General features: G+C 68.4%; 21 protein-coding genes. 10 read left to right on the forward strand and 11 right to left on the reverse strand.

The window, feature by feature from the left end; all coding sequences use genetic code 11:
* Positions 1 to 229 precede the first annotated feature (229 nt).
* Entirely contained in the window at positions 230 to 967 is a 738-nt protein-coding gene (locus tag VF647_19250) for a response regulator (GenBank protein HEX8454228.1), read from the reverse strand.
* Positions 968 to 1,212: 245 nt separating this feature from the next.
* Here VF647_19250 and VF647_19255 point away from each other — a divergent pair, with 245 nt between their 5' ends.
* A complete protein-coding gene (locus VF647_19255; GenBank protein HEX8454229.1) occupies positions 1,213 to 1,548 on the forward strand; it encodes a hypothetical protein in 336 nt (111 codons plus the stop codon).
* A 218-nt stretch (positions 1,549 to 1,766) separates the two neighbouring features.
* On the opposite strand, the gene VF647_19260 is transcribed toward VF647_19255, so the two are convergent.
* Positions 1,767 to 3,887: a family 10 glycosylhydrolase gene (locus VF647_19260; protein HEX8454230.1), complete on the reverse strand. Its 2,121-nt coding sequence runs from the start codon at positions 3,885 to 3,887 to the stop codon at positions 1,767 to 1,769.
* Positions 3,888 to 4,119: 232 nt separating this feature from the next.
* Between VF647_19260 and VF647_19265 the strand changes: the two genes are divergently transcribed.
* Positions 4,120 to 4,515 carry a hypothetical protein gene (locus VF647_19265; protein HEX8454231.1) on the forward strand — a complete coding sequence of 132 codons (396 nt, stop codon included), beginning with the start codon at positions 4,120 to 4,122 and terminating at the stop codon, positions 4,513 to 4,515.
* 190 nt (positions 4,516 to 4,705) lie between these two features.
* On the opposite strand, the gene VF647_19270 is transcribed toward VF647_19265, so the two are convergent.
* Positions 4,706 to 6,244, reverse strand: coding sequence for an SIR2 family protein (locus VF647_19270; protein HEX8454232.1), 1,539 nt, complete (start codon positions 6,242 to 6,244; stop codon positions 4,706 to 4,708).
* Positions 6,245 to 6,917: 673 nt separating this feature from the next.
* On the opposite strand from VF647_19270, the gene VF647_19275 reads away from it, so the two are divergent.
* Complete coding sequence (locus VF647_19275; GenBank protein ID HEX8454233.1) at positions 6,918 to 8,345, forward strand: ATP-binding protein; 1,428 nt, start codon at positions 6,918 to 6,920, stop codon at positions 8,343 to 8,345.
* Positions 8,346 to 8,652: 307 nt separating this feature from the next.
* Here the strand turns inward: VF647_19275 and VF647_19280 are convergent, their stop codons facing one another.
* Positions 8,653 to 10,017 carry an NADP-dependent succinic semialdehyde dehydrogenase gene (locus VF647_19280; protein HEX8454234.1) on the reverse strand — a complete coding sequence of 455 codons (1,365 nt, stop codon included), beginning with the start codon at positions 10,015 to 10,017 and terminating at the stop codon, positions 8,653 to 8,655.
* Positions 10,018 to 10,156: 139 nt separating this feature from the next.
* Positions 10,157 to 10,936, reverse strand: a complete 780-nt coding sequence (locus tag VF647_19285) for an NRDE family protein (protein ID HEX8454235.1) — start codon at positions 10,934 to 10,936, stop codon at positions 10,157 to 10,159.
* A gap of 145 nt (positions 10,937 to 11,081) precedes the next feature.
* Here VF647_19285 and VF647_19290 point away from each other — a divergent pair, with 145 nt between their 5' ends.
* The 5 genes from VF647_19290 to VF647_19310 all read left to right on the forward strand — a co-directional run bounded on the left by VF647_19290 (position 11,082) and on the right by VF647_19310 (position 14,397).
* Positions 11,082 to 11,879 carry an alpha/beta hydrolase gene (locus VF647_19290; GenBank protein HEX8454236.1) on the forward strand — a complete coding sequence of 266 codons (798 nt, stop codon included), beginning with the start codon at positions 11,082 to 11,084 and terminating at the stop codon, positions 11,877 to 11,879.
* A gap of 14 nt (positions 11,880 to 11,893) precedes the next feature.
* Positions 11,894 to 12,766, forward strand: a complete 873-nt coding sequence (locus VF647_19295; GenBank protein HEX8454237.1) for a metallophosphoesterase — start codon at positions 11,894 to 11,896, stop codon at positions 12,764 to 12,766.
* 295 nt (positions 12,767 to 13,061) lie between these two features.
* On the forward strand, positions 13,062 to 13,412 hold the full coding sequence (locus VF647_19300; protein HEX8454238.1) for a hypothetical protein: 351 nt from the start codon (positions 13,062 to 13,064) through the stop codon (positions 13,410 to 13,412).
* Positions 13,409 to 14,020: a class I SAM-dependent methyltransferase gene (locus VF647_19305; protein HEX8454239.1), complete on the forward strand. Its 612-nt coding sequence runs from the start codon at positions 13,409 to 13,411 to the stop codon at positions 14,018 to 14,020. Before VF647_19300 ends, VF647_19305 begins: the two co-directional genes overlap by 4 nt.
* 86 nt (positions 14,021 to 14,106) lie before the next feature.
* Positions 14,107 to 14,397 carry a hypothetical protein gene (locus VF647_19310; protein ID HEX8454240.1) on the forward strand — a complete coding sequence of 97 codons (291 nt, stop codon included), beginning with the start codon at positions 14,107 to 14,109 and terminating at the stop codon, positions 14,395 to 14,397.
* A 2-nt stretch (positions 14,398 to 14,399) separates the two neighbouring features.
* Here the strand turns inward: VF647_19310 and VF647_19315 are convergent, their stop codons facing one another.
* Entirely contained in the window at positions 14,400 to 14,699 is a 300-nt protein-coding gene (locus tag VF647_19315; GenBank protein ID HEX8454241.1) for a hypothetical protein, read from the reverse strand.
* A 189-nt stretch (positions 14,700 to 14,888) separates the two neighbouring features.
* Here VF647_19315 and VF647_19320 point away from each other — a divergent pair, with 189 nt between their 5' ends.
* A complete protein-coding gene (locus tag VF647_19320; GenBank protein ID HEX8454242.1) occupies positions 14,889 to 16,682 on the forward strand; it encodes an EAL domain-containing protein in 1,794 nt (597 codons plus the stop codon).
* Between the two features lie 334 nt (positions 16,683 to 17,016).
* Here the strand turns inward: VF647_19320 and VF647_19325 are convergent, their stop codons facing one another.
* Both VF647_19325 and VF647_19330 read right to left on the reverse strand, forming a co-directional pair.
* A complete protein-coding gene (locus VF647_19325) occupies positions 17,017 to 17,478 on the reverse strand; it encodes a YaiI/YqxD family protein (protein HEX8454243.1) in 462 nt (153 codons plus the stop codon).
* Between the two features lie 64 nt (positions 17,479 to 17,542).
* A complete protein-coding gene (locus tag VF647_19330; protein HEX8454244.1) occupies positions 17,543 to 17,776 on the reverse strand; it encodes a hypothetical protein in 234 nt (77 codons plus the stop codon).
* 303 nt (positions 17,777 to 18,079) lie between these two features.
* Here VF647_19330 and VF647_19335 point away from each other — a divergent pair, with 303 nt between their 5' ends.
* The gene (locus VF647_19335; protein HEX8454245.1) at positions 18,080 to 18,814 is read left to right on the forward strand and encodes a MerR family transcriptional regulator; all 735 of its coding nucleotides are present in this window, start codon (positions 18,080 to 18,082) and stop codon (positions 18,812 to 18,814) included.
* 75 nt (positions 18,815 to 18,889) lie between these two features.
* Here the strand turns inward: VF647_19335 and VF647_19340 are convergent, their stop codons facing one another.
* From VF647_19340 to VF647_19350, 3 genes are all read right to left on the reverse strand, one after another.
* The gene (locus tag VF647_19340; GenBank protein HEX8454246.1) at positions 18,890 to 19,189 is read right to left on the reverse strand and encodes a hypothetical protein; all 300 of its coding nucleotides are present in this window, start codon (positions 19,187 to 19,189) and stop codon (positions 18,890 to 18,892) included.
* Between the two features lie 164 nt (positions 19,190 to 19,353).
* Positions 19,354 to 20,169, reverse strand: a complete 816-nt coding sequence (gene nudC, locus VF647_19345; protein ID HEX8454247.1) for an NAD(+) diphosphatase — start codon at positions 20,167 to 20,169, stop codon at positions 19,354 to 19,356.
* A gap of 192 nt (positions 20,170 to 20,361) precedes the next feature.
* Complete coding sequence (locus tag VF647_19350; protein ID HEX8454248.1) at positions 20,362 to 21,333, reverse strand: YihY/virulence factor BrkB family protein; 972 nt, start codon at positions 21,331 to 21,333, stop codon at positions 20,362 to 20,364.
* Positions 21,334 to 22,138 lie beyond the last annotated feature (805 nt).

The following is a 22,138-nucleotide window of genomic DNA, read 5'->3' on the forward strand; positions in this document are numbered from 1 at the left end:
CGCTGCAACAACGGCGGGAAGCCTGCCTTCGCAGGCTCTGCGGGGGTGGGATCGGGCGGGGGGGGAGGCAGGCCGGAACCGAGCACCGGCGCCGCGCGCCGGGGGATGAATTCCCCGGCTGGAACCACGGGAAGCCCACTCAAGTGGGCTCGAGAAACGACCCCGAGTCCGCGCAGGCGGACTTTGTGCTGTAGTTGCCGCGAGTTTACTCGCCTCCAAGTGCAGGACTTTACCTCAGCCGTTCTTCGATCCGGGCGATCAGCTCCGGACCCTCGAACGGCTTGGCGACGCACGCGTCCGCGCCGGCGGAGAGGACGCGCTGGATGGTGGAGTCGTCCACGCGGCCGGTGAGCACGACGACGGGAAGGGTGCGCCAGCGCGGGTCGCCGCGGACGAGGCGGCACACCTCCTCGCCGCTGGCGTGCGGCATCTCGTAGTCCACCAACAGCAGGTCGGGACGCTCGCTCTCGAGCACATCCGGCAGGCGGCGCGGGTCGTCGAGGGTGGTGACGCGCATGCCGTGCGATTGCAGGAGCGCGCGCAGCATGGCCAGGACGATGGGGTCGTCATCCACCGCCAGGATGTGATGGGCGGCGCGTGGAACGGGCGCGGGCGGGTCAGGCGCTGGACGAGGGGCGCCGACGGGGCGCTCCAGCTCGTGGCGCAACGCCGCGGCCAGCTCGGCGAGTCGCTGCGCCTGGGCTGCGTCCAACGGATCGCTCCCCTCCAGCATCTGCTCGGCCTCGCGTGCGAGGTCTGTCGCCTCCGCGAAGCCAAAGGTGCCGGCGGCCCCGGCCAGCTTGTGGGCTTCGCGCTCGGCGGCGCGGCGCAGCTTGGCATCCAGCCGTCCCTCGCGCAGGGCGAGCGCGGCATCGTCCAGCACGGCTACGCGGCGAAAGGTCCCCTCGCGGAATTTTGCCCACAGCCCCGCGAGCGCACTGGAGAAGTCGCCCGAAGTCCCGCTCACCCGCGTCCTCCGTTCCGCGGCCGACACGCGGGGGCTCGCCGTTGCGATGCTCTCATGCTCTTCCGGGATTCGCGAACAGGGCGCGCTCCATAGATGCCGTACCGCGCGCACGTGCGACGGCGGACATGCATACCGCACGCCTGGCGACACGCCGCGCACAGCCGTCCCCGTGGCGTGAACCGGGTGTGCGGACGGTGGGTATCTCCTTGGTAGATGGAGAGAGAGTGTCCCCAGCGCCCGGGCTCATGTCCCCGTTCCCCCTGCGCACGCGGATCGATGACGGCATCACGGTCGCGGTGGACGCGCCCTACGCGACGCTGGTGCTGGCGGTGGCGTCGGCGCGCGCGGTCCTCTGCCTCTCGCCGCGCGAGCAGGACCGCCTCCGCATGCTGATGGAGGCCGGCCGGCGCTACGACGAGATCCTCGATCCCGACGAGGACGACCACAACCGGGTGCGGTGCATCCAGTCGCCCGGCGTGCTAACGTTGGTGCAGGACGGGGTGGAAGCGGTCGTGGCGCGCGGGCCGCATGCGCGTGCGGCGCTCCTCGAGATTCTGCGCGCAAACACGTACGGGGTGTAGCGTGGCTCGCAGCTTCTGTAGCAGGCGACGGCGCGGGACGGGGCACGGGCAGCCACGTGGGGCGGCCCCTACGAGGTTGGTGTGCGGGGGCAGGGGGCGGGGTGGGGGAGAGGGTGGGCAGACACGCAGGTCTGCCCCTACCACCATGGTTCGGGGGTGTGAAAAGGGCCCCGGCCATGTGGTCGGAGCCCTCGTGGGTCAGCGAGCGAGACGGGCGCTCAGTTCTTCCAGGCCATGGCGGGGAGCGTCGCCCTGTTCTTGAAGGGGCCGGCGGCGAGCTGCGCCCAGCCGTTGGGGATGGCGTCCACCTGGCTGAAGCTGTACACCGACATCCCGGTGATGGCGCGGTCGTGGGCCAGGTCGATCTGCTTCTTCATCTCCGTCCAGCCGGCGATGGCGGCCACGCCCACGTACACCTGGCGCCCGGACTGCCGCTCGATGCGCTGGATGTGGTCGTCCATCACGCAGGTCCAGTCCGTGTTGGAGCAGTACGCCTTGACCGTCCACGAGGCGGAGGTGGCGGTGGCCGGGTAGTTCATCGGCACCTCCACGTCCAGGTAGCCGCCCTGCGCCCACGCCTGCGGATCCTGGAAGAGGTCCGTGAAGCTCCACTGCGCGGACCAGCCGGTGCGCGGCTTGTAGCCGGGGAAGACGGCCGCGGAGAGCACCATCGACGGGTCCACGGCGCGCACGGCGTCGTACACTTCCTTCACGCCCTGATTGACGAGGCCGCGCCGGAAGTCCAGCCAGGTGGCCTGGGCGTTGGACGCCGGGAAGGCGCCGGTCGCCGTCTTGAACGCGTCCTGCGTGGCCGGGTCGTACGACACGTTGTTGGCCGGGTAGCGGATGCGGTCCAGGTGGATACCCTTGAGCCCCAGCGGGCCGTAGCGCCGCGCGATGTCGGCCGCCACGTTGGCAAGCTGCGCGCGCACCTGCGGCACCCCCGGCGACACCCACATGTACTCGGAGGTCGTGGCGCAGTTGTCCACCTGGCGGGTGATGGCGCCCGTCGTGAAGTTCTTGGTGCTCACGCTCCACTCGGGGTGGGCCTTGAGCCAGTTGGCCGGGGTGCTGTTGATGAACTGGTTGCACGCCGTGCTGCTGCCGGCGATGAAGCCGGTGTACGCGTTCAGCCAGGCGTGCACCTCGATGCCGTACTTGGCGGCCTCGGACAGCGCCACGGCGAGCGGGTCGCGCGACGGGCGCGGGCCGCCCAGCGTGCCGCACATCCGCGGCGAGCAGGGCTCGAGGGTCGAGTAGTAGAGCGCGTCGCCCGAGGTGCGCGCCTGGAAATAGACCACGTTGAAGTTGGCCTGCGCCGCCTTCTGCATGATCGTGGCGATCTTGGCGAAGTCGACCGACGATGCGCCGGTGTACTCGAAGCGCGTCACCCACAGCGCGCGCGCCTCCACCGGGTTGGTGACCGTCACCGCGGCCTCGCCGGTCTTGCCCTCCACCGTGGCCGTCAGCACCGCCGTCCCCACGTCCTTGGCGACGAGGGTGTCCGTGTTCGCCTTGAAGCCGAAGACCGCCGGGTCCGAGGTCGTCCACGTGGCGGGCCGGTCGGCGAGCGCGTTGCCGCGGCGGTCGCGCGCGATGGCGCTGAACGTCGCCTTGCGGAACTGCGGGAGGTTGAATGCGTCCGGCACCACTTCAACCGTGGCGACCGGCTGCGGCCACACGCGCATCCCCTTCATCCCCTCCACCCCGTCCACCGTCGCCACGATCTCGACCGTGCCCACGTCCAGCGCGACCACTTCGCCCGTCTCCGAGACGCTGGCGACCGCGGGAGCGGTGGAGCTCCACTCGACCGTGCGCCCGAACAGCGGCTCGCCCACCGAGTCCAGCGCGGCGGCGGTGTAGCTCGTCGTGTCGCCCAGCGAGACCGAGTCCGCGCCCGCGACCGTCACCGACTTCACCGGCACGGGGATCACGAGGATGTTGACCGTGTCCATCCCCTTCTTGTGGTCGACGATGATGGCGACCTCGCCCGTGTCCTGCGCGGTGACCAGGCCCGTGTCGTCCACGGTAGCGATCGTCGTGTCGGAGGAGGTCCAGTAGACGTGCTTCTTGTGCTCCAGCTCCATCCCCTGCGGGTTGAACACGCCGGCGTCCAGCTGCAGCGTGGTGCCGCCGCGCTCGCCGGGCTCCGCGCTGGGGGTCCGCACCATCATCACCGCGTCGGCCAGCGACGCGCGGACGTCGGGACCACCGCGCTTCCCGGCCGGCCCGTCCGCGGGCGAGACGGGACCACCCTTGCTGTCGCAGGATGCAAGCAGTGCAACCGAGGCCAGCAGGGCCGCGCCGGCACGGATGAAGGAGACGCTGGGTGAGCGCAAACGGCCTCCGGGGGAGCATGGAGAAGCGTCGGGCGCGGTGGAGAACCGGACCCGGGGGGACCCTCAAAGGTGGCGCAAGAACCGCCGTGAGGCAAGTCTCGGCTGCTTCCGGGTTTGCGGAGCCCCCGCGCCTTGGGTGGTCCCACACCGTTCGGCGCGAAAGACCGGCTTGCCCCGGCGCGAGGTACCCGCGAGCTTCGCGATTCGAGCCTTACCCGCTTCCGGAGCCGCCGTGACCCGCCCCCGCCCATCGCACGTGATCCTCGCCGCGGTCTTCGTGATCGCGGGAGTGCTCCACTTCGCGATTCCGGGCACGTACGTGCGCGTGATGCCGCCCTGGCTGCCGCATCCGCGCGCGCTGGTGCTGCTGAGCGGCGCCTTCCAGATCGCGGGCGGGGTGGGAGTCCTGCTCCCGCGCACCCGCCGCGCCGCGGGGTGGGGCCTGATCCTCCTCCTCCTCGCCGTCTGGCCCGCCAACCTGCAGATGCTCCTCAACGCCCGTGCATCCGGCGCCCCCGCCGCCGCGCAGGCCCTCCTCGTCCTGCGTCTTCCCATGCAACTGCTGCTGATTTGGTGGGTCTGGCGCAGCTGCGTGCGACTGAAAGGCGGCTCTGCTCAAGCAACGTAAGCGCGCCAGGTCGTTCCGCGTCCGCGGGGAATGTTTACCGCGAGTTGCTCGGACCCCAGAAGCGCACCTCTAGGGTTGTGAGCAGAGTTGGCGAACGTTACCGACCAAGGCTGTCAAGTGGGCGTTTGGTAGACACACGTTGACCATCTGGATCGACTCGACTAATCAGCCTCAGATAGACCGTCGGGCCTCATTTAGCAGATTGCCCTGTGCTGCGTGTTTTCTTTAGTTTCGTTTTAACTTCAGCAGAACTCCGGTTGCCAGGCCCATCCCGGCCCGGTCGCGCATCATTTTTTCGTATCGCCTCCAAAATCCGCGGGACCTCTTCATGTTCCTCGTACCAGATGATATTTAGACCGAGCTTCAGAAGAGAATCCTGCTGCAGCTCATGATGTACCTGGAGGACACGCGCACCGTGCGCGAGGTCGATCTTCATCCCGTTCTTGTTCGCTAAGTCAGCGAACCTCTGGTTCGACAAACGCTGCAGCAGGATATAGTGACGCGCCAGTTTGATGGTTGCGGGGGTAACCACCTCAAGAATACGCCGAAGGTTCGGGTCGGTGAGCGATAAGCCCACGAAGATGCACGTTCTTTCGCGCAGGTAGTTGAGCTGTACCACGTTTGCCCAAAAATATGGATCGTTTAATAGACGGTGGTATCCCTCCTCGGAGAACACTAACAGCCCTGGATCGGATTCATCTTCACTGATAGTTCCACGAGGAAGAAATCCGTGTACATGGAAGATCGGCAGCTCAGATTCCGACACAGTTCCACGATCGGTCCAGATACTCTGGAACGGAACTCCTATGTCGTCTAGATGATACTCTAGCAGATCATCAAAGTTATAAGTCACTACGCCTCGAACTCCGGCAGCCCTCGGCACGCAAAGTTTTGCTAACACGCGAAGAAGCGCGGCCCTCTCGACCCTATCTTGATCAAGACCATCATAAAGGAGCGAGCGAACGGCAGGCTCAAACTCTTCGCCTAAACCCGCGCGAGTATAACGAGCGGCGAGAAGCGGTGACGACTCCACGAGGCCGAGTGTTCTTGCAAGATCACTGCGCGCGCTGTCCGAAACTTCGGTCGGAACGCTTACCTTCTTCTCAATTAGCCGCAGAAGTAGCTTATGAATCAACATGTTCCAGGCGGGTATCCCCGCGTCAGCAGAGCACCCCGCTCCTAGGAACAGGAACACGCCTCGATCATGAAACGCCTGGGCGGCCCGATCGATGAGCCGCGATCGGCGCTCCTCCCACTGGTCACCATCTTCGGCGGTGGCCGCTCTATCAACAAGCCTGTTGACACCCGCTTGGGCAACTTGGGGGAGCAAGTCAGACACCGCGTCCGGATACTCGCGGAGAATAGATTCAATTTCAGAATTCGTCCATACGCCTACGTTTAGGGGAAAAGGCTCCTTTGCTGCTGCGGCCTCTGCACGTTGACGCAAAGACCGCAATTCTTCCGCTTTAAGCTCGAACGCTGTAATGATAATCAGTAGAAGCGATCTAAACCGCTCCCCAGTCCCTGTGATGATTGCCTCTAGCCTGCCCTCTTCGACTAGTCTGGTGGACTTGTAGTACACACGAATGTCCACTGCGGTTGGCCCCGGGAGATCCCCTATCCCGCCCGGTATCACTGCCTCGTGCAGCGTGATTTCTCCGCTGGCGACCACAGGATCAATCGTAATCCCTCCGCGCCCAAGCAACTGTCGATCAAGCAGGCGAAGCACGACCTGTCTAGCAACACTAGACAAGCTACCCCCAGGGCCAGCAGCGGATCGCAGCAGCGAATTCAGGGCGAAAACACCAGGACGTTCTTCCAAGAATCACCTTCTCGTCAGCCGGAGGTACCGAGTTTGCGCAAGTCCAAAATATCGGAGAAGCGCCGGTATTTTGCGGCAACGGACCGGTCCGCGCTCTCGCAGCCCAAATCTAGAGGCGGCTTTCCGGAGCGTCTAGAAGCGATGCCATCACCACGAGTGTCGACCCAAGCGTCCCTTCCGAATCTAGCGGGAGAATGGCTCTTATGCCGTTCGGTCACTGCTGACATTCTACTCCCGGAAATGGATGCGTCAACCCGGCCGCTACACCTCCTCGTCTAGGCCGCCTTCACGTTTACCAACTCGCGCGGGTCCAAGTCGCCAGTCCGCGCTCGCCGGCTCTGCATCCTTCATAATCCTTCCTCCTCATCTCTAGGTGCTCCACAACGCCCTTCGCTCTAACGGCCACCCCTGTGCGCAGGTGCTCCTCCCTACCCGCGTCTGCTGCCGCTGCTCATCTGGTGAGCTTCGGGAAGCTGCGCTCGCACGCGTAGTCGCAGCGGTTCCACCAGTGGAAGTTCCACCGTTGGAACCATAGAATAGTGGAGGTCCTGAAAACTTTCCCGTTACTCTGAGGCACGTCATGATCGAGAAGCCCGCAGAGATCTACGATCGCGATGCGGAGTGGCGCAGGCTCCTCAAATTGTGGAACCGCGCGAGCCCGGAACTGGTGTTCGCCGTCGGGCGGCGCCGGATCGGCAAGAGCTACGTGCTTTCGCGCTTCGTCCGGGAGGTGGGCGGCCTCTACTACCAGGCCACGATGCGCACCGAGCCGGAGCAGCTCGCCAGTCTCGGCCGGGCCGTCGGTGAGCACTTCGGGGATCCGGCGTTGCGGCGCGGCGTGGGCTTTCCCGACTGGGAGGCGCTCTTCGAATACGTGACGGAACGAGCCGGTGAGTCGCCCTTCCTTCTCGTGCTCGACGAGTTCCCGTACCTGGCCGGGGCCGCGCCGGCGCTCCCCTCCATCATCCAGAAGCTGTGGGACCACCGCTGGGCGGGTACGCGGATGAAGGTGGTGCTGAGCGGCTCGTACATCACCGCGATGACACGGCTGGAGGAGGCGGACCAGCCCCTCTACGGCCGCCGGACGGCGCGGCTCGCCTTTGCGCCGTTCACGTTCGCGGACGTGGGGAACTTCTTCCCCAGCCACGACGTGCGGGAGCGGATGATCGCCTACGCGCTGTTCGGCAATCTCCCCGGGCACCTCGCGCTGCTGGATGACGCGCAGACGCTGGAGGAGAACGTCGCGGACGCCTTTCTGGATCCCGCGGGGCGGCTGGTGGACGAGGCGCAGCACGCGCTGGACGCCTTTCGGACCGATGCGGAGGTGCACTACACGATCGTGGAGACGATCGCCACGGGCGAGCACACCTGGAAGGGGATCACCAGCCGCGTCGGCCGCTCCGGCGGGTCTTTGCTGCGCCCGCTGCACTGGCTGGAGGAGATGCAGCTGGTTTCGCGCGTGGTTCCCATCACCGAGCGGGACCCGCGCCGTTCGAAGCGTGCGATGTACCGGATCGCGGACCCTTACCTCGCCTTCTGGCACCGGATCATCGCCCCGCTCGTGAACGCCGGGAGCATCGGCCTGGTCGACCCCGCTCACCTGTGGGAGGAGGTCGTACGTCCGCGCCTGGACGAGCACATGGGCCCCGTCTTCGAGGAGATCTGCCGTGAATTCGTGCGGCGCACCAACCGGCTTCCGTTTCAGCCGCTCCGCGTGGGTGAGTGGTGGGATGCCGACTCGCAGAACCAGGTGGATGTGGTCGCCGTGGGCGGGGGCGGGGAGATTCTGGTGGGTGAGTGCAAGTGGGGAAGGGTGACCGCCGCGCACCTCGCCACCCTCCGCGCCCGCGCCGAGCAGGTGCGCGCGGAGTTCGGTACCCCGGACGCCACGATCCAAACGATTGTCTTCTCAGGCCGGGGCGAGTTCGACGACCTGGTTCACGCCGAGGCCACCGCCGGCCGCACAATCATCATCACGCCCGCCGAGCTCGCCGCGCCCAAGGTGTAACGCGAACCGCAGATCCGCGCAGAGGGCGGGCTACCGAGCACGGGAGAGCACGGGCAGCCACGCGGGGCTGCCCCTACGGGTTTTTGTGTGTGGGAGCGGAGATCGAGGATGGGCGGGGGAGGGCAGACACGCAGGTCTGCCCCTACGGGATTGGTGCCTGAGGCGGGCGACGGAGCAGCATCGGGCACGGGCGCGATGAATCGCGCCCCTACAGGTTGAATCCGCCCCCTCTCTCGATAACGGCGAGGGCGCAGCCCTCTCCTGTTATCGGGAGAGGGGGCAGCGAGGAACGAGCGGGGGTGAGGGCCTACTCCATCCACACCGTCTTCACGTTGACGAACTCGCGGATGCCGAAGGCGGCGAGCTCGCGGCCGTAGCCGCTCTGCTTCACGCCGCCGAAGGGGAGGCGCGGGTCGGAGGCGACCATCGCGTTGACGTAGGTCATTCCTGATTCGAGGCCGCGGATGAAGAAGTCCGCCTCGGCCTCGTCGCGGGTCCAGACGCTGCTGCCCAGGCCGAAGACGGTGTCGTTGGCCAGGCGCAGCGCGTCGGCGGCGTCGCGGGCGCGGTGGAGGAGGGCGACGGGGCCGAACACCTCTTCGTGGTAAGCGGGGGATTCGGGCGGGATGTCGGTTAGGATGGTGGGCGCGTAGTAGAAGCCGGGGCCGTCGATGCGCTCGCCGCCGACGAGGACGCGCGCGCGCATTTCCACCGAGCGGCGCACCTGCTCGTCCACCTCGTCGCGGATGGCGGCGGTGGCGAGGGGGCCGACGTCCGTGTCGCCATTCATTGGATCGCCGACGCGGAGGGCCTGCATGGCGGCGACGAAACGCGCCTCGAACTCGTCCGCGACGTCCTGGTGCACGATGAAGCGCTTGGCGGCGATGCAGCTCTGGCCGTTGTTGATGACGCGCGCCTTCACCGCCGTGCGCGCCGCGGCGTCCAAGTCGGCGCTGGGCATGACGATGAAGGGATCGCTCCCGCCCAGCTCCAGCACCGTCTTCTTGAGGTTGCGCCCGGCGCGCTCGGCGACGCTCTGCCCGGCGGGGGTGCTCCCGGTGAGCGTCGCGGCGCGGATGCGCGGGTCGTCTAGGATGCGCGCCACGGCTTCCGAGCCCACAAGGAGCGTCTGGAAGGCGCCATCGGGGAAACCGGCGCGGCGGAAGACGTCCTCGATGGCGAGCGCGCATTGCGGCACGTTGGACGCGTGCTTCAGCACCCCGACGTTCCCCGCCATCAGCGCCGGCGCGGCGAAGCGGAAGACCTGCCAGAGCGGGAAGTTCCACGGCATCACCGCCAGCACCGGCCCCAGCGGCAGGTAGCGGATGAAGGAGCGCCGCGCGTGCGTCTCCACCTCCTCATCGGCCAGGAGGCGCTCGGCGTTGTCCGCGTAGTGGCGGCATGCCCACGCGCACTTCTCCACCTCCGCGACCGCCGCGGCGAGCGGCTTGCCCATTTCGGTGGTCATCAGCCGCGCGAGCGTATCCTTGCTCTCCTCCAGGATCTCGGCGGCGCGCGTCATCCACGCGGAGCGCTGCGCGAACGATGTGCGGCGGTACTCCTGGAACGTCGCCTCCGCGCGCTCGAGCCGCGCGTCCACCTCGGCGTCGGTAAGCGCTTCAAAGGTGCGCAGCGTCTCGCCGGTGGCGGGATTGATGGTCTGGATGGGCATGGCTCAGAGCGATTCCAAAGTTGTGAAACGGCGGTCTCACGCGGAGACGCGGAGACGCAGAGAAAGAATTACAACTGAATGAATTTTATTGCTGTTCTCTCTTTCTCTCTGCGTCTCCGCGCCTCCGCGTGAGGCAATTTTACGATGCCAGTCTCGCACCGAACTCGTGGCGGACCTCCGTCCAGCGGCCCGACCCCGGATCGATCGTGCGTTCGGTGAGAAAGATGCGGCCGTCGCGGCGGATGCGCAGGACGGTGGATGCGCGCGTGCCGTAAGCCACAGAGGAGATGAAGAGCGACGACAGCATCCGCTCCGCATCCAGGCCGACGCCGGTGTCCGGGAGGCGCTCGTCGGGGGCGGGGTCGCGCAGGGCGAGAGTGCCAAAGAGCGACGCCTCCATCGCATCCTCCGGCCCCGCGAGGATGCGGGTGAGGTCGCCGCGGCCGCGCTCCACCTTGGGCCAGGGGGTGTCGAGGAGGGCGTTGCTGAGGCCGTGCACCCCCCGCTCCACGCGGACCGGACCCGGCGCACGGTTGGAGAGCCACCACACGCCACCCGCATCGCCGGCCAGGAGGTTGAAACCATTCCACTCGTCCGCACGTGGAGCGAGTGCGGACAGGTACGACTCCGCGGAGCCCGCGCCGCGCAGGAAATCGGCGACCAGCCAGCCGCGCGAGGGGGCGTCCGGGCGCTGCGGCACGGCGGGCTCGCGCACGTTGGTGACGGCGGCCCAGCGCCCGTCGCGCGCCACGCCCAGCCAGGTGCCGAGTCCCTCGAGGTCGCGCCCCGCGAGCACGCCCGGCGCATCGCTCCACCACGCTGCGGGCGCGGCGGGGCGGTCGTAGCGCTCGTCGCGGTTGGCGGCGAGCACCAGCGGGAACGTGGAATGCATCTCGCAGGCGAGCAGGATCAGGCACATCGGGGATGGCGCCAAGTATGGGATTCGCTTAGATTTGAGGGCGCCGCGACGCCCGCGGCCCGCCGCAATCTAACGCGGCGAAGCCCCGCCGGCAGCCGCCCTCCGCGGCCCGTTCCACACCCTGATCGAAAACCCGACGAGGACGATGCTTCACCACCGGACCCATCTCCTGGCACCCGAGCACGACTGGGTCGTGTTCGTGCACGGAGCCGGCGGCAGCTCGTCCATCTGGTACCGGCAGGTGCGCGAGTTCCGCAAGCACTTCAACGTGCTGCTGGTGGACCTGCGCGGCCACGGCGAGTCGCGCGAGCCGCTCCACCTGTGGAAGCAGCACGAGGACTACACCTTCGAGGCCGTCTCGCGCGAGATCCTGGAGGTGATGGACCACCTGCAGATCCCCGCCGCGCACTTCGTGGGGATCTCGCTGGGGTGCATCGTCATCCGCCAGCTCGCGGAGATGGCGCCGGGCCGGGTGCGCTCGATGGTCCTCGGCGGCGCCGTCACGCGCCTGGATCTGCGCTCGCGCGTGCTGGTGCACGCGGGCGACTGGGTGAAGCGCATCGTCCCCTTCATGTGGCTGTACCGCCTTTTCGCGTGGATCATCATGCCGCGGCGCCGCCATCGCGAGAGCCGCTCGCTCTTCGTGAACGAGGCCCGCAAGCTGGCGCAGAAGGAGTTCCTGCGCTGGTGGCGCCTGACGCTGGAGGTTACGCCGCTGCTGCGCCTCTTCGAGGAGCGCGAGATCCCTATCCCCACGCTCTACCTGATGGGCGACGAGGACCACATGTTCCTTCCCCCCGTGCGGCGCATCGCGGAGAAGCACCGCGCCTTCACCACGCTGACGGTGGTGGAGGACAGCGGGCACGTGGTGAACGTGGACCAGGCGAACCGCTTCAACCGTCTCGCCATCGACTTCATGCGCGGCCTGCGCCCGGCCGCGTGACGGGGAGCCGGGTCGTGGCCTCACGCCGGGGCGCGGCGCTGGTTGCCGCGCTCCTGTTTCTCGTCGCGTGCGGGAGCGAGGTGCGCCCGATCGGGAAGCGCGAGCGGGTGTCGCTGCTTGCGGCGGGGGACATCGCGTCTTGCTGGTGGCGCTCGGACGAAGCCACGGCGCGCATCCTCGATCGCATGGATGGCGTGGTGGCGGTGCTGGGCGATGCGGTGTACCAGGCGGGGACCGCTTCGCAGTTCGCGGACTGCTACGCGCCCACCTGGGGCCGCCACCTGGACCGCACCCGCCCCGCGCTGGGCAACCACGAGCGGCGCACGGACAAGGGCGGACCTTACTTCCGCTACTTCGGGGCGCGTGCCGGGAAGCCGGGCGAAGGGTGGTACAGCTACGATCACGACGGTTGGCACGTGGTGGTGCTGAACAGCGAGGTGGAGATCGAGGCGGGCTCACCGCAGCTCCGCTGGCTCGCCGCCGACTTGCGGGCGCATCCCTCGCGCTGCACGATGGCGTACATGCACCGGCCGCGCTTCAGCAGCGGCAAGCACGGCGGCTCCAGCCGGGTGTTCGATGCGTGGCGCGTGCTCTACGCCGGGGGGGTGGACGTGGTGCTCGCGGGTCACGACCACATCTACGAGCGCTTCGATCCCCTCACGCCGAATGGGGAGCTGGACCGTGAGCGCGGGATCGTGTCGTTCGTGGTCGGCACCGGCGGCGCGCCGCTTTACGGCCGCGGCCACAACGAGCGGTACTCGCGCGCCGTCAGCAACGACGTCCACGGTGTCCTCGCGTTCCGGTTCCGGCCGGACGGGTATAGCTGGGAGTTCGTGCCCGTCGCCGGCGACCGGTTCCACGACCGGGGCGAGGGGCGCTGCCACTGAGGGGGGGCTGGTTGGGTCCGGCGGTTGAAACCGCTGCAACAACCGCGGGAAACCTGCCTTCGCAGGTTGTGGGGGCGGATTCGGTCCCGGGAGGCGGGCAACCGGCGCCGCACCGCCGGGGGATGAATCCCCCGGCTGGAACGACGCGAAGGCGGCTGAAGCCGACTCGTGAGCGGCGATTGGACTCCGAGTCCGCGCAGGCGGACTTTGCGTGGTTCCAGTGGCGAATTCATTCGCTCCTGAATCGGCCCCGATCGGCCGGATTGGCCGTGAAACTCCTTCCCCTGGATCGCACATGAGCGAGCTCGACAGAAGCATCGTCAAGATCGGAACGCTCGCGCTGATCGTGTGCGCGGTGGGGGTGGTGCGGGCGGAGGGTCCGGTGCGCAAGGGCGGGCCCGCTCCGCTCCACGTCGTGCTGCGCCCGCCGCCGTGCGTGACGGCGGACAGGATCGCGCACAAGCCGACCGCCCCGACCGCCCCCATGCCGGCGCACAAGGGCGACGACCGCATCGTTTCCATCCCCAACGTGTGCGGGCCGGCGCCGAGCAAGGACGATGCGGCGGCGGCACTCAAGCGTCTCCGCGCGGATCTCGAGCGCATCCAGCTGCTGAAAGAGGCCGCCGTCCGGTCGCCGCGGCGGTGAGCGAGCTGCGCTCTCGCTTCGGCGAGATCGACATCTACCTCTTCGACCAGCTCCTCAAAGGCCGCTTCGACGGCGTGCGCACCGTGCTCGATGCGGGGTGCGGCGCCGGGCGCAACCTCGTCTACTTCCTCCAGAACGGCTTCGACGTCTTCGGCACCGACCGCGACCCGGACGCCATCGCGCGCGTGCGGCGGCTCGCGGCGCGGCTCGCTCCGCACGCCCCCGCCGACCGTTTCCAGCACGCCGCCGTCGAGGCGATGCCCGTTGGCGATGCCTCGATGGACGCCGTGCTGAGCAGCGCCGTCCTCCACTTCGCGGACGACGAGGCGCACTTCGCGGCGATGCTCGACGAGATGTGGAGAGTGCTGCGGCCCGGCGGAATCTTCTTCGCGCGGCTCGCGTCGAGCATCGGGATGGAGGAGCGGGTGGAGCCGATCCAGGGGCGCCGCCATCGGCTTCCCGACGGCTCGGAGCGCTTCCTGGTGGACACGCCCTTTCTCGCGCATCACGCCGGCCGGCTCGGCGCCCTCCCGCTGGATCCGCTCAAGACCACCATCGTCCAGGATCTGCGCGCCATGACCACGTGGTGTCTGCGCAAGCCGGGCTGAAACGTGCTGCCGCCGGTTCGTCTTTGCGGCGGGGTTTGTGCAGTCCTGGCGGGCGGGGGTGGGTGAACGGAGCGGAGAAGAGGACGATGTCGCGAGCGTTCGTAAAGGAAGACGAAGGAGATGCAGTTCCCGGGCGCTTCATGCTGCCGCCGCGGGACGATCCGGGGTTCGACGCGGCGGCGGCGCGGGCGCTGCTGGAGGCCGCGCGCGACGCGAACACCCCCAGCGCCGAGGCCGCAACGGGGTACCGCTGGGGCGAGCCGAGGCTGCATCGCCACGTCCGCCGCCTGCTGCGCGAGGCCGAGGCGCTCCCCAAGGAGGAGCAGGACCTGCGCTACGTGCGCGTGGCGCGGCGCTTTCTGGGGCCCGCGTCGTAGCGCTAGCGGGCTTCCAGGGCGCGCAGGTGCTCGATCCCTTCAGGGAGGATGTGGACGCGCGGGCCGTGCGGAGGCTCCAGACGGCCGCCGCCGCCACGCTGGATCAGCCCCGCCGCACGAAGCTCGTCGATGATAGCGAGCGCCACCTCGTACGGCAGCCCCAGCTCGTCGCCGATGATCCCCACCGGCACCCAGCGGTTGGGATCCTCCTGCGACACGTCGGCGATGCGCCGCAGGAAGGCGTTGCGCCGCAGCTCGGATACCGTGTTCTGCACGTCGGTCCCCTCGGCCATCTCCGACATTTTGCCGCTCCCCGGTGGATGTTTGGAAACCATCCCGAGTGGGCAATCCGTGTGCCCCGGAGCGCGCCCGCGCGCACCCGGCGTGAACCGTGCGGAGGAGACGGCGCGAGGAGCCACGGCGGCCCGCGAGGAATCCACCTGTAACGGAACGATGCGGCACCACGACATTTCCGGCGGCAACCCGTGCCGATGAAAACGCCCACCCCCCCTCGCTCGCCCGAGACCGACGAGCTGCTGCGCACCCTGCAGCAGCGCGAGGAGTGGTTTCGTGCGGTCTTCGAGGGCTCCGCCATGGGGATCGCCGTGGTGGACATGAAGGGGCGCTTCATCGACGCGAACGCCGCCTTCCTGCGCATGGTGGGGCGCACCGCGGAGGAGATGAAGGAGCTCCCCTTCGCGTCGCTCGACCACGAGGACGACCAGGAGCGCGACAGCCGCCTCTTCCGGCGGCTGGTGGCGGGGGAGCTGGCGCACTACCAGCTCGAAAAGCGGTACGTCCGAAAGGATGGCACCGAGCTTACCGTGCGCCTGACCGCATCGGTGGTGCGCGACGCGGATGGAAAGCCGCGCTTCTGCGTCGCGATGGTGGACGACGTCACCCAGCGCACCCGCGCCGAGGCGGAGCGGGAGCTGCTGGAGGAGCGCCTCCGACACCTGGCGCTCCACGACCCGCTCACCGGCCTCCCTAACCGCGTGCTTCTGGCGGAGCGGATGCATGAGGCGTCGGAAACTCCGGAGGGGGAGCCGGGGAAGTGCGCGGTCCTCTTCCTGGACCTGGACCGCTTCAAGAACGTCAACGACTCGCTGGGCCACGGCGCCGGCGACGAGCTGCTGCGCCAGGTTTCCGCTCGCCTGGCCGCCTGCGCGCGCCCCGGCGACACGGTGGCGCGCTTTGGCGGCGACGAGTTCATCCTCTTCCTACCGCGCGTTTCCGGCAAGGAGGAGGCGCTCACGGTGGCGGGACAGGTGCGCGACGTTCTCGCCGCGCCGCTGGAGCTGGGGAGCTACCGTACGTACACCTCGGCCAGCATCGGCGTGGCGCTGGGGGACTGCCCCGGTGAGTCGCCGGACGAGCTGCTGCGCAATGCCGACATGGCGATGTACCACGCCAAGGCGGGTACCAGCGGCACCCACCTGGCCGTCTTCGACGCGTCGATGCACCGCGCCGTCGTCGAGCGCCTACGCCTGGAGACGGACCTGCGCGCCGCGCTGGAACGGGGCGAGCTGCGCCTCTACTTCCAGCCCATCGTGTCGCTGGACACGGGCGCCGTGGTCGGCGCCGAGGCGCTGGCGCGGTGGGAGCACCCTGTGCACGGCCCGGTGCCGCCGGACCGCTTCATCCTGCTGGCCGAGGACACGGGGCTGATCGGCGCGCTGGGGGCGTGGGTGCTGGACGAGGCAGCGCGGCAGATCGCGTGGTGGCGCGCCGAGCTTCCCGAGGCCGCGGAGCTGGAGGTGAGCGTCAACCTCTCCGCTCGCCAGCTGCGCGAGCCGGGGCTGGTGGATGCCGTGGCCGCCACCCTGCGCGAGCATCACCTTCCGCCAGGCGCCCTCAAGCTGGAGCTCACCGAGAGCTCGCTGGTGCAGGACCCCGCCGCCGCCGCGGTGGTGCTGCGCGCGCTCAAGAAGCGCGACGTGCAGGTGTACCTGGACGATTTCGGCACGGGCTACTCGTCGCTCAGCTCCCTGCACCGCCTTCCGCTCGACGCCCTCAAGATCGACCGCTCCTTCGTGGCGGGCCTCGACGGCGGCAGCACCGGCGCGCACAAGGGCGCGGAGATCGTGCGCACCATCGTCGCCCTCGCCCGCAGCCTGGGCGTGCGCGTCGTCGCCGAGGGCGTCGAGACCCGCGAGCAGCTCGCCGCCCTGCACGACCTCGGCTGCGACTTCGCCCAGGGCTACCTGATCGGCCGCCCCGTCCCCGCCGACAAGTTCGCCCAGTCGTTCCTGCAGGGGCGCGGCGAGAGCGAGCTGGTGGGGTGAGGCTGGTAGGGCCCCGGGACCAGAGCGAATGAATTCGCGGCTGGAACCACGCAAAGTCCGCCTGCGCGGACTCGGCCCCTGACGCCAGCGCGTACGAGCCGGCTTTAGCCGCCTTCGCGTAGTTCCAGCCGGGGGATTTATCCCCGGCGACCCGCCGCCGGACCCATCTTTGGCCCCCGGGACCGGTGTTACCTCCCCGCACCGATCTCGCCCCCCCAACCTGCGAAGGCAGGTTTCCCGCGGTTGTTGCAGCGGTTTCAACCGCCCGGCCACTCGAGTTCCACTCCGGCTCCACCTGGGCTCTCCACCCGGCTTCCCACCCTCTCCCACCCCCCTACCGCCCCGCCCGCATCGCCTTCGTCAGGACGCGATCCAGCGCGGCGGCGAACGCTTGCTTGTCCCGCGCGCCGTATGGCCGGGCGCCGCCCGTTTCCACGCCGGCGCCGCGCAGCCCGTCCATGAAGTCGCGCACCGCCAGCCGCTCGCCGATGGAGTCGGCGGTGTACTCCTCGCCGCGCGGGTCGATCACGGCCACGCGCTTCTCCACCAGCGCGGAGGCCAGGGGGATGTCGGCGGTGACCGCGACGTCGCCGGGGGCGGCGTGCTCGGCGATGTGGAGGTCCGCGACGTCTGGGCCGCCCTCCACGCGCACGGCCGTGACGAACGGGTTGTCCAGGGGGACGGGGAGGCGCTGGTTGGCCACCATCACCGTTTCCAGCTTCAGGCGCAACGCGGCGCGGAAGACGATCTCCTTGACGTCGCGCGGGGCCGCGTCGGCGTCGATCCAGAGCTTCACGGGCGAGTTCGGGGCGGGGTGGATGGCGGAGGCGCGGAGATGGTCCGCGCCTCCGTCCGGGCGGCTACTGGTTCTGCGTGAGCCGGCGGCCGAGGATCTGCTTGGCCTGGTTCGCGCGCCGCTCGTCCTCTTCCTTGACGGTGCGGAAGAACTGCGCGAGGTCCTCGTCGCCGCTCTGCTCGGCGTCGCGCACGAACTGGTCGTACGTCTCGGCGCCCTGGAGCGCGTGGAAGAGGATGCTGACCAGGTTGTAGGTGACGTCCGCCGTCCCGGTGTTCCCCTTGCTCTCTGCCGACATGCTCGCCTCATTCTGTTGCGGGTGGATGCTAACGTGTTGCGGCGGATGGCGTTCGCAAATCCAGGACCGCTAAGGAACAGCATTTCACACAGAGACACGGAAGGAACAGAAAGCCACAGAGAAAAACGGGGAGTTCTCCCTTCTTCGGTGCCTTTCTCTGTGTCTCTGGGTGAGCCCCTTCAGTAGAAGCCTGTCGCGCCGGTAAGCCCGTCTCCAGGGGCATTTTCATCGTACCCCTTGCACCTCACGCTACGTGAGGTTGTAGAGTGGTGCCGTGGCCACACAGAACACGGAGCGGATGCGATGAAGGCGAGCGGGTGGAAGGTAGGGGAGCTGGCGCGGCGTACGGGGCTTACCGTCCGCACGCTGCACCACTACGACGAGGTGGGGCTGCTGCGGCCAGGACGCCGCACGCCGGCCGGGCACCGCCTGTACGGCGACGACGAAGTCGAGCGGCTCCACCGCATCCAGTCGCTGCGGCGGCTGGGATGGGGGCTGGACGAGATCCGCGGGATGCTGGACGACCCACGTTTCTCCCCCGCCCACGTGGTGGAGCTCCACCTGGAACGCGTTCGCGAGCAGATCCGCCTCCAGCAGCGGCTGTGCGAGCGGCTGGAGGAGATCGCGTCCCGGCTCCGCGCGGCGGAAACGGTTTCCGCCGACGAGCTCATTCAAACGATCGAGGCGATGACCATGTTCGAGAAATACTACACCCCGGAGCAGATGGAAGAGCTGCGTCAGCGCCGCGAGCAGGTGGGCGAGGAGCGCATCCGCGAGGTGGAGGCCGAGTGGCCGCGGCTGATGGACGAGGTGCGCGCCGAGATGGAGCGTGGCACCGACCCCGCCGACGAGCGCGTGCAGGCGCTGGCCCGGCGCTGGATGGGGCTGGTGCAGGAGTTCACCGGCGGCAACCCCGGCATCGAGCGCTCGCTGGGCAACGTGTACCGCGAGGAATCCACGGTGCACGGGATGGACGTGGCCGGCATGCGCCCGCTGATGGAGTACGTGCAGCGGGCGATGGCGGCCGGTAGGGGATAGCGGACCGCCGGACCATGTGAGGAAAGGGGCGCACCCGGGTGGGTGCGCCCCTTTCGTTCATCCTGCCGGGCTGGCTCAGTGGCTGGCCGGAGCCGCCGAGTCGGTGCCCGCCGCCGGGGCGGCGGTGGTGCCCGCGGCCGCCGCGGAGTCCGCGGGCATGGCCGGGGTCGCGGCCGGGTCGGTCACCGGGGCGGTCGCCGCCGGATCGGTCGTCGCCGGGGCGGAGCTGGCCGCCGGATCGGTGGTCGCGCCCGTGTTGTTGTTGTCGGCATCCTTGTCGCCGCAGGCGGCGAGGGCGGCGAGGGCGAGTACCGTGAGGAGCTGCTTCATGGGGAGCCTCGTTTGCTCGGGGTTGGTCCACCGCAGCGCGCTCATCGCGCTCGGTCGGCTTCTCTTAAGGCAACGGGCGTGCTCGACGTGCCGCATGCCGAAAAGCGAGCAACCATGCGGTTTTTCGGTGGTTAAGAGCCTAACGGGAGGGTGTTCCGAGGGTGTCCGAACGGGTTCAGAGAACGGAAACGGTTGTTCTCTGAACGGGCTCAACCCTTCAGCCAGTCCATGACCAGCCGGTAAGAGATGGAATAGTTGGATGGGAATCGAAAGGTGCCGTCGGCGAGCCCGCGGTAGACCTCGTCGCGGGTAAACCAGCGCACCTCCTCCATCTCGTCCTCGATGCGGATCTCGTCGGCGAGCGCCGCGGCGGTGAAGCCGATCATCAGCGAGCCGGGAAAGGGCCACGGCTGCGAGGAGTGGTAGCGCACGTCCGTGATGGCGACGCCGGACTCCTCCATCACCTCACGCGCGACGGCGTCCTCCAGGCTCTCGCCGGGCTCCACGAAGCCGGCGAGCACCGAGTACACCCCCGGCTCCCAGACGTGCTGCCGGCCCAGGAGGCAGCGCTCGCCGTGCTGCACGCGCATGATGACCGCCGGATCGGTGCGCGGAAAGTGGTGGGTGCCGCACGCCGTGCACGCGCGCAGGTGCCCCGCCTCGCGCACCTCCGCGGGCGCGCCGCACACGCCGCAGAAGCGGTGGCGCGCGTGCCAGTGCCCCATCCCCCGCGCGAAGGCGAGCAACCCCGCCTCCGCCGGCTCCATCGTCAGTCCGTAGCGGCGCAGGTCGCCCCACCCGCCCGCGTTCGCGATGGCGGGGTCCTCCGCCCGCTCGTCATCCACGGGGAAAGAGAAGTACGTGACGTCGTCCGCCACGCCCAGCAGCACGGTGTATCCGCCCCCATCCACCAGCGGCGCCGCCTCTGCCGCCGTGAGCCAGGCGGCGCGGGGGGCGTCCTCATCCGCCACGAAGAGGTTGCGGTGCTCCCACACGGGCGCGAAGCGGGTGCGCGGATCGCGCATCCGCGCGGCGATCCAGTCCGCATCCTTACGCCTCTCACCCGCCCTGTCCACGCCACCCGAGGCAAAGACGTGTGGCCGCTGTCCCGCCAGTCCGCTTTCCGTTCCCAATCCGCCGCCCCCGGTGTGGTGTCTGGCTCCCAACTGCAGCGAAGTTCTCTCTGCGTCTCCGCGCCTCCGCGTGAGGCCCTGCTGTTACGCGACTTGCTCCTTCGCCGGCTCCTGGTCGTCGTCGTCCGGAAGCTCCTTTGGGCACGCATCACCCTCCTGCGGCCGCGCGCGCTGGATGGCGGCGTTCAGCTCCGCGCCGGTCAGCAGGATCAGCGACGACAGGTAGAAGTAGGTGAGGAGGACGATGACCGCGCCCACGCTGCCGTAGGTGACGCTGAACTGCCCGAGGTGCTCCACGTACCAGCGGAAGCCGAGCGAGACGAGGCCCCACAGCACCACTGAGAACACCGCGCCGGGCACCACGAGCGCCACGCGCTGCTTCACGTTGGGCATGGCCAGGTAGACGAGGAAGACGCCCGCCACCGCCCCCGCGATCGCCAGCGGAATGCGCAGCCACGCGACGGCCTCGCGGATGCCGGCGGGCGCGCCCACCTGCCGCAGCCCCCAGTCGCTCGCCATCGGCCCAAACACCATCAGCCCCGTCGCCACCACCACCAGCGACCCGGCGAGCAGAACGTAGCCGAACGAGAGGACGAAGCGCTTCCAGATCGCCCTCCCCTCGGGCACCTCGTACGCCTTGTTGAGCGCGTTCATGGCCGAGCGCACGCCCCCGGACGCGATCCACAGCGTCGTCAGCAGGCCCACGGAAAGGAGCCCGCTCTGGCGGCGTCCGCGGATCTCGGCGACCACCTGCTCCACCTGTGCGGACGCCTCGCCCGGCAGGAAGCGCCGGCTGTGCTCGAGGAGCCACTGGAAGAGCTCGGGCCGGTCCAGGAAGCTGAACAGCGCCAGCAGGACGATGATGAAGGGGAAGAGGGCATAGAGCGCCTGGTACGCCACGGCCGCGGCGTACGTCATGATGTCGTCCTCGTAGAACCCGCGGAACGTCTCGGCCGCGAGCCTGCGCAACCCAAGCCCGCGCAGCAGCCCCCGCGCCCGCCTCCCCGGCACCCGCCCGCTCCAGTGTCGCCCGCTCCAGTCTCGAATCTTGCTCACGTGCACCCCCCCGCTGTCGTAGCCCGTGCGCGGCATCCTTTCAGCACCTCGCGAGCCACAACGCAATCAGCCCGGTTCAGATTTTCGACCCTCAGGAGTTCTGGGGAGCGAACGAATAACACGCTCTACTTCGTCCAGTGACGCGGCAACAGGAATGGGGGCGGGCGCCTCCGCAACGGCAGGCGGGACCCCGCTACGCTGCCTCACTTTCCGGGTGTTATCCGCAATTTCGCCGTCGGTAAACATTACGTCGACGTAGGGGAGGTGAGAGAGGTGAAGGAGATCGTACGTGGCGCCCGGTTCCCACTTTGTACGCGCTGCGCGAAGTTCCCGCTCCACAGCGAACCGCAGCCAAGTCCCTGGGCAGTCTTCCAGAAGAACGGAATCCACCAGTTTCATCACGGTCGGCGGGTCCGTTACCTTTAGGACGCTAACAACCGTATCCTCAACGATCTGTCGGAATACATGCCGTGAGATAAGTTCGTCCGTACGTCGCTTCAGAGCCCCAGGGAAATCGGCTTCGACGCGGCGGGCGAATACCTCTCGTGCTCCGGCCGTGAGCATCTCCTCAAATGTCTGCTCGGTCCACTCCCGTACAAATCGCTCAACCTCCTCGCGTGACCCGGGTGCAATCGCGTTAGCCAAATCGGTCTTCCATTGATCGCTTTCGAGAAAAGTCTGAAGCCACGCTCTCGCCGAAGCTGCGTCGTCGGCATCGAAACCCCCGCTTGGTAGATCACGCAAGCGGGTTTGCAAGCGTTTGGAATCCGTTGATCTGCTGCGTGCGGAGGCTTCTATTTCGGAT

Source organism: Longimicrobium sp., from assembly GCA_036387335.1.
Taxonomy (GTDB): domain Bacteria; phylum Gemmatimonadota; class Gemmatimonadetes; order Longimicrobiales; family Longimicrobiaceae; genus Longimicrobium.